This window comes from Vibrio sp. V42_P2S4T144 (assembly GCF_009904715.1).
In the GTDB taxonomy this organism is placed as follows: Bacteria; Pseudomonadota; Gammaproteobacteria; order Enterobacterales; family Vibrionaceae; genus Vibrio; species Vibrio alginolyticus.
In genome coordinates, this window is record NZ_WXWS01000368.1 from 1 (window position 1) to 7016 (window position 7016).

A 7016-nucleotide genomic window follows, 5' to 3' on the forward strand; every position below is an offset into this window, starting at 1 on the left:
GATTTAACAGTTGTTCTGCAGCTTGAACGGAAAATTGATAAAAAGGCTCCGCCACTAAGCCAATGATTAGCGTCAACGTTGTCAATACAATAATTGGAACGCAGTACAACCAATGTACTTTGGCCTGCAGAGTCTGTTCTGGCTTCTCTCTAAATGGCTTTTTCCAAAATGCCTCACTCCAAATTTTCGTCATCGAGTAGACGGTAAGCAACCCCACCAATAACGCGGTACCTGCTAACCAGTAATATTCAGCCTGTATGCTCGACTTGATGACCAATAGCTTTCCCCAGAAACCCGATAGCGGTGGAAAACCGGCCAGAGAAAACGCAGGGACAAGAAACAAGAACGCCAACCAAGGCATAGCTTTGTATACCCCACCCAAATGTTCAAGTTGACTAGAGCCATATTTGCGCTCGATGAATCCACCTATTAAGAACAAATTCGCTTTTACAATGATGTGATGAACAATGTAGAAAATGGCACCGGCTAAAGCTAAGGGAGTGTAAATAGCCAACCCCATGATCATATAGCCTATTTGGCTAATAATATGAAAAGAAAGAATTTTCTTAATGTCGAATTGGCTAGCCGCTCCTAAAACGCCCGTTAACATGGTTAGCCCTGCGACCCAAATTAACGTCGGTTGCCAACCACTCTCGGCGAGCGGAAATACCAAGGTAAAGACTCTTATCAACGCGTATACACCGACTTTAGTAAGCAACGCGGCAAACAGTGCCACCACACCGCTTGGTAACGTGTGATAAGAAGCTGGCAACCAAGCAAATAAAGGAAAGAGTGCCGCTTTAATAGAAAAGGCAAACAAAAATAGCGCGGACAGCATCATGTTGATGCTCAATTCATTTTCCCCTACTTTGGTGTAGAGATCGGCCAAGTTCAAGGTGCCCGTTGCTCCATACAATAAACCGATAGCAAGCAAAAATACCAGCGTCGAAATCAGGTTCAACATCACGTACTTTACTGCACCATCAACTTGAGTTTTCGTTGCATCTAACACCATTAAACCAAATGATGAAATGAGCATGACCTCAAACCAAACATACAGATTAAAAATATCTCCAGTCAGGAAAGCACCATAAACGCCAGCAAGCAACACGTGCATTAACGCATGGTAATTGCTATAGGAGGGCTTTCGGTGAAGGTCCGCCATCGCGTAGAAAACACATATCGCACCAATCACCGCCGTTATCATCACCATAGCAACGCTGAGGTAATCTGCGACAAACACGATACCAAATGGCGCACTCCACTGACCAAAAGCAACGGCTTGAATACCATTACTTATGATGTTTTCTGTGAGAAAGCCCGCAACGAAAAGGTTCGAAATCGCACTTACACCGCTCAACCACTCAACACTTTTTGTTGAGCGACGGACGAAGAAGATAGTCAACGCCGTACTCAGCGAGAGAACAACCGGTAACGTAAGCAAAATCGAACTCATTGACCCTCCTCAGAACGTTGCATTTCATCGACGTTTGCAGTTCCAGTGTCTTTATAAGCTCGATAGAACAGCATTAAAGCAAAAATAAGTAGTCCAAAACCGATGACTATCGCAGTTAAGATAAGCGCTTGAGGTAAAGGATTTGCCGCGCTATCTGGTGGTAAAAGAGCATTATCGCCAATCAATGGCGGCTCTCCGGGCGTCAGCCTTCCAGCGGTAAAAATAGCAAGGTTAACCGCACTACTGAGTAACATGATGCCGAACAAAAGGCGCGAGATATGCTTTTCAAGCATTAAATAAACACCTGCTGCGACAAATACTCCAACGACAACACTCCAGACTATTTCCATCACTCTAGCTCCTCATTAATACGAAGCAGCATACCCATCACGCCACCTATAACGGCAAGGTAAACACCAACATCAAAAACCAATGGCGTCCCTAGTGGTATCACGTCTTTCCACCACAGTCCGGTCAAAAACGGTTTATCAAACGCAAAGCTCAAAGCACCAGAAACTAAGCTCAATGCGATGCCAGATAACGCAATGAGAAACGGTTTGAAATACAACCTAGAACGAACGTATTTCGGTGATTCCGCGAACATGAGAAGTGATAAACCAATAACGGCAATCAACGCACCAATAAAGCCACCACCCGGTTCGTTATGACCACGTAACAACAGATACACTGAAAATACGAGCATGAGTGCCGAAACAATGTGTGCCGTGGTTGCAAAAATTAATGATTGGATACGATTTTGCTTTTTCGCTCTTGTCTTAAGCAAACTCACTGCAGCAATCCCTGCAATAACAACGACAACAACTTCTCCCAATGTATCAAATGCGCGAAAGTCGACCAGAATAACGTTAACAATGTTTCGCCCATGTCCACCCGGGACACTGTTTTCTGCAAAGAAATCTGACACCGAAGAGTCCATCGGCTGAGACGTGATTCCTAACAAAAGTAAAGTAACCGAAACACCTATCACACCTGCTATGCAAATATTCGCTACTTTACGTTTTATTGAATGCTTAGGCACGGTGGTTAGACGTGGCATATGACGCATTAACAATGCAAGAAAGACCACCATTAATGTTTCCACTAACAGTAAAGTCTTCGCAACGTCCGGGGCGCTATAAATCATAAAAACAAGCGTGGTCATGAAGCCAATCATACCAAGCGCAGAAATCGCAAGAAGTCTTGCGTGGGACAACGTACATACGAGCGCAGCACCAATCAACAATAAGGCAATACCAATCTCATAGAAAGTGACACTTGAAAGTTCGCCAACCAAAGGCAGAGGAATAAGCGCTACCTGACTCAGTAACGCAACGGCAAGTACCGTGAAAAATAATAGGACATAGCGACTCAATTTCTTTTGCTGTAACCGCGCCGTTTGCCACTTCGCCACTGTCATCATGCCATCTAATAGTCGTTCAAAAATATTCTCCGCTTTGGGGACGAATAGATGTAGCCGCTGAAAAAATGCAGACACAGTAGGATAAACACGGTACACCACATACCCCAACGCTAGCGTAATAACGCTTAACACTAACGGTACATTCACGCCATGCCATAGTGATGTCTCTTTAAGAGTTGCTGTGGGCAGAATGTCAGCAGAGCCCGGAAAAATAATATTGCGATCTAACCAATTCAAACCGAATAACGGAACTAGGAGGCTGCCAACTGCCAAGAGCAAAGGCGAGATCCACATGGCTTTTTTTGTCTCAACTGGCTTAGTTTCAATCGGCACGAGATCACGGCGAGCAAAGAATGGTCTCGCAATAAGCATAATGGTTAGCGCGACCATCAGTATATTCACGATTAAAAGTACAAAGGCGATCCAGTTATTGAGCTCTACTGCGGACTTGTACATGTATTCTTTGCTCAAAAAGCCTAACAACGGCGGGAACCCCGCTTTAGACAATGCAGCCAAACTCCCCGCAACCATGCTGATGACGAGAACTGACTTCAGGCCGTACAATTGATCAATATCTCGTGTTCCTGTCGCTTTGTCGATATTACCCACCACCATAAACAGCGCAGCTTTATAGAAAGAGTGAGCGAGAATAAACATCAATACTGCACTAACGGCCAAATCTGTGCCCATACCTAGTAATAATGTTAATTTACCCAAAGCAACATTCGTGCTGTAGGCTAGCATCAGCTTCAAGTCAGTTTGTTTTAATGCGACAAATGTGCACCAAATGGCCGTGATACTCCCAGTGATGACTAAAGCATAAAACCAGATCTCGCTGTGGGCATAAACTGGCGATAAACGTGCTAATAGGTAAATGCCTGCCTTTACCATTGTTGCCGAGTGTAAATACGCACTGACCGGAGTGGGAGCTGCCATCGCGTTAGGTAGCCAAAAATGAAACGGGAATTGCGCAGATTTAGTAAATGCACCGAGTAGTATGAGCACTAGAGATGGGATAAACCATTCATGCTGCGCAATAGTGTCTGCCTGCTCGATAATGGTATTTAGCTCATAACTCCCTGCCATTGCTCCCAGCAAGATAAGACCAGCTAGCAACGCTAGTCCACCAGCACCAGTAACAATCAGCGACTGCAAGGCGTTTTTCCGAGACGTTTTATTTTCGTGATTAAACCCGATCAGTAAATAAGAAGTGATGGTGGTGAGTTCCCAGAAAACAAATAACAACAGAATGTTATCGCTCATCACAATCCCTAGCATGGCAAGCATGAATAGGGTTAGATACAAATGAAAGGAAAACCGGCTATCACTTTCTCGTAAATAAGCCAAAGCGTAGATTTGAATCAGTGCGCCAATCCCACTGATCAGTCCCGCAAAAAGAAATGAAAGACCATCTAATCTAAAGCTAAGGTTGATATCGAGGCTTGGTATCCATTCCGCATTCCAGCTCACGCCTGCAGGAGTATAGATATAGAAGAGAAAAGAGAAGATTAAAACTGGCAGCGCAGGGAAAATCAGTAAGACCAACTGATTATCTAGGTTTTTCGGCAGGTTTTCTTTACCCGTTATGTTATTCAACATCGCAGCCCATTCGTTATTATAAGAAGGTACGCCCTATTCGGCGCAAATGACAAACTCCACTGTATTGTTTTAACCCAAGCGCTTCAAAAACGATCATGAAACCAAGGGAAAAGTAGCAAACAGTAATCACTGAGTGCTACTTAGAGGAACGCCGATACAAACCGCTATTTGCTGTCTGCTACGGCATAAGAACGTAGGTCACTACTTACGTGTTCTTGGCTGAATGTATATGGATTATCGTCATCAGCTAACTCGAATGCATCGTAGGTGCAGTCACCGATATCATTTCTCGGACAAACATAAACATTCGAACGTTCTATCATTTCTGTGTGGCATTTCGGGCATAGGTTTTTCATGTCACTCTCCTCTGATAACTTATTGATACATTGATAATTCCATGTTCTAGAGATCCATCTCCCTCCTTTACCTAAAACATCACTTAAACCCAACTTTGTTACACCCCAATTACTGAATCGGTGAGACAAAGCCATCGGGCTTAAGAGCGACCAAACTACAGTTAATCGATTGCAAAATATTTTCAGCCGTATTACCAATGACATAGCCAGATATACCAGTTCTCGCTAAGGTTCCCATTACCAGCACGTCTACCTCAATACTCTCTACGTAATCTGGAATCTTTTCGTCGGGTTTTCCATGCAGGTGGTGAATCACAATTTCACCTGTAATCCCAGACTCCTCCAACAGCTGTTGCAGAGCTTGTTTATGATCGGCTTTTGCTTTGTCGAGTTCATGTTTCAACTCAGCATCATCGACTTGAATCCAAGCGTTACCATTAAGGTAGTTTTCTAAGTAATACTCCCAGCAAGAAATCACGTGTAAACGACTATCGCAGGTGTCGGCTATCGAACGCGATAATTCGAGTAAACGCACGGCTAATGAGTGCTGTTCATCGCTTGCCGTTAATGGGTCGATAGCCACAGCAACACGGCGCTTATCTCTTGGCTTATCAATTGGTCGGTGCAACCAAAGCGGACAAGGGCATTTTCGTAACAGAGTCATATCAATAGCTTTGAAACCCTCAGCACCTTCACCGAGCGGTTCAGCTTCTTTGATGATGAGATCTTTGTTATCAGCTAATGCTTCTTGAATAATACAGACAGCGGGCTTTTCACTGCTTTTCACAGTAAGAGGAAATGCGAGATCCTCTTCAGAGAGTCCCAGCTTCTGTCTGTATTCGTGAATACTTTGTTTGAGGGAGTCTTGCAGCGATTGCTCATAACTTTGCTGATACTGGATCATGTCTGTTGGGAAATCAGGACACGCTATTAGCCCTGAGACAGGCACTTTGTTGCTAGATGCAATCCTCATCGCTTGTTCGAGGGCGTCACTATGGCCTGGCAATCCTTGTGTTGCAAAAAGTATGTTTGCGAATCGTTTCATACACACCTCCTTGTTTGGTTAAATATTAACCATCCACAAAGTATAATACCTAACGGATAATTGTAACGGCTTGTGACGTTGATGAAATCAATTCTCATTAAGAGACGGATATTGCTTCATTTTGTTTTACGTCACACTCTCCTTTCTTCACAACTATCGCCTTCGACCTAAATAAATTCCGCTACCTAAAATTGAGACCAAATAAAAACCCAAATTACTCAAAGTTTTTTCTCACCTTGAGTAACTTGGGTATAAGCAATAACACACTTAGTGTCCGGATTTAAATGGATGACCTAAATTTTCACGCAACTTAGTTTAAAGATGCCATCTCAATCACGAATCGATATGCAAAGTTTTACGGCTTTAGTGACCTAAAATCGCCGTAACTCAATGTTAAGGTTGTTGTTTTGTCGGTGCCAAAGCAATTTCACGAACACATACACCTTGCGGTTGCTGATAAGCAAACAGCACTGCTCGTGCAATGTCGTCTGCTGCCAACACGCCGCCCATATCCACCTTCCAGGCGTCATAACCATCTTTAATATCTTGAGACGTTGTATGTGAAAGTAATTCCGTTTCCACTGCACCAGGTGCAATCGTCGTAACGCGAACATTCGATGACGCAACTTCTTCACGTACGTTTTCAGAAATAGCATGAACCGCAAATTTGGTACCGCAATAAGCAGCATGATCAGGGAATGTTTTCTTGCCCGCGATAGAGCTGATGTTAATGATCGTACCACTGTTACGTGCTTTCATAGGTGCTAGGACGGACTGCATGCCATTGAGCAAACCAATTACGTTCACATCAAACATGCGCTTCCACTCCGATGCTTCCTGAGTATCTATCTGACCTAGAAGCATAACGCCTGCGTTATTTACAAGTGCATCTACCGGACCATACAACGCTTCAGCTTTCTCAATTGCAGCCTCAAAAGAAGCTTTGTCGGTCACATCTACCTTTTCACAAAGCGTATTTGGTAAGTTTAATGCTTCCAAACGTTCTACACGTCTTGCTAACAAAAGAAGAGCATGGCCCTGTTCACTGAAGTGACGTGCAATCGCTTCACCAATGCCTGAACTAGCGCCTGTAATAACAATTAACTTTTTCATTTTGAATCCTTAATCGAACGGTTTACA

The 7016-nt window shown here is 43.7% G+C and carries 6 protein-coding genes; all 6 read right to left on the bottom strand.

Translation table 11 applies throughout. The annotated features are described in order from the left end of the window. Positions 1-1456, bottom strand: a 1456-nt coding sequence (locus CAG68_RS12560; protein ID WP_161441216.1) for a proton-conducting transporter transmembrane domain-containing protein, incomplete at its 3' end; no start/stop codon positions are given. Next, entirely contained in the window at positions 1453-1806 is a 354-nt protein-coding gene (locus tag CAG68_RS12565) for a Na+/H+ antiporter subunit C (protein WP_054730581.1), read from the bottom strand. The genes CAG68_RS12565 and CAG68_RS12560, both read right to left, overlap by 4 nt. Next, entirely contained in the window at positions 1806-4475 is a 2670-nt protein-coding gene (gene mbhE, locus CAG68_RS12570; protein ID WP_017820361.1) for a hydrogen gas-evolving membrane-bound hydrogenase subunit E, read from the bottom strand. The genes CAG68_RS12565 and mbhE overlap by 1 nt, the downstream gene beginning before the upstream one ends. 164 nt (positions 4476-4639) lie before the next feature. Beyond that, positions 4640-4831 carry a hypothetical protein gene (locus CAG68_RS12575; protein WP_005373328.1) on the bottom strand — a complete coding sequence of 64 codons (192 nt, stop codon included), beginning with the start codon at positions 4829-4831 and terminating at the stop codon, positions 4640-4642. A gap of 109 nt (positions 4832-4940) precedes the next feature. Next, the gene (locus tag CAG68_RS12580; protein ID WP_005373330.1) at positions 4941-5876 is read right to left on the bottom strand and encodes a universal stress protein; all 936 of its coding nucleotides are present in this window, start codon (positions 5874-5876) and stop codon (positions 4941-4943) included. A gap of 393 nt (positions 5877-6269) precedes the next feature. Further along, positions 6270-6989: an SDR family oxidoreductase gene (locus CAG68_RS12585; RefSeq protein ID WP_005373333.1), complete on the bottom strand. Its 720-nt coding sequence runs from the start codon at positions 6987-6989 to the stop codon at positions 6270-6272. Positions 6990-7016 lie beyond the last annotated feature (27 nt).

Bases quoted from the DNA above. Each gene is read 5' to 3' on its own strand.
- CAG68_RS12565 (WP_054730581.1), bottom strand. From the start codon at position 1,806: ATGGAAATAGTCTGGAGTGTTGTCGTTGGAGTATTTGTCGCAGCAGGT.
- mbhE (WP_017820361.1), bottom strand. From the start codon at position 4,475: ATGTTGAATAACATAACGGGTAAAGAAAACCTGCCGAAAAACCTAGAT.
- CAG68_RS12575 (WP_005373328.1), bottom strand. From the start codon at position 4,831: ATGAAAAACCTATGCCCGAAATGCCACACAGAAATGATAGAACGTTCG.
- CAG68_RS12580 (WP_005373330.1), bottom strand. From the start codon at position 5,876: ATGAAACGATTCGCAAACATACTTTTTGCAACACAAGGATTGCCAGGC.
- CAG68_RS12585 (WP_005373333.1), bottom strand. From the start codon at position 6,989: ATGAAAAAGTTAATTGTTATTACAGGCGCTAGTTCAGGCATTGGTGAA.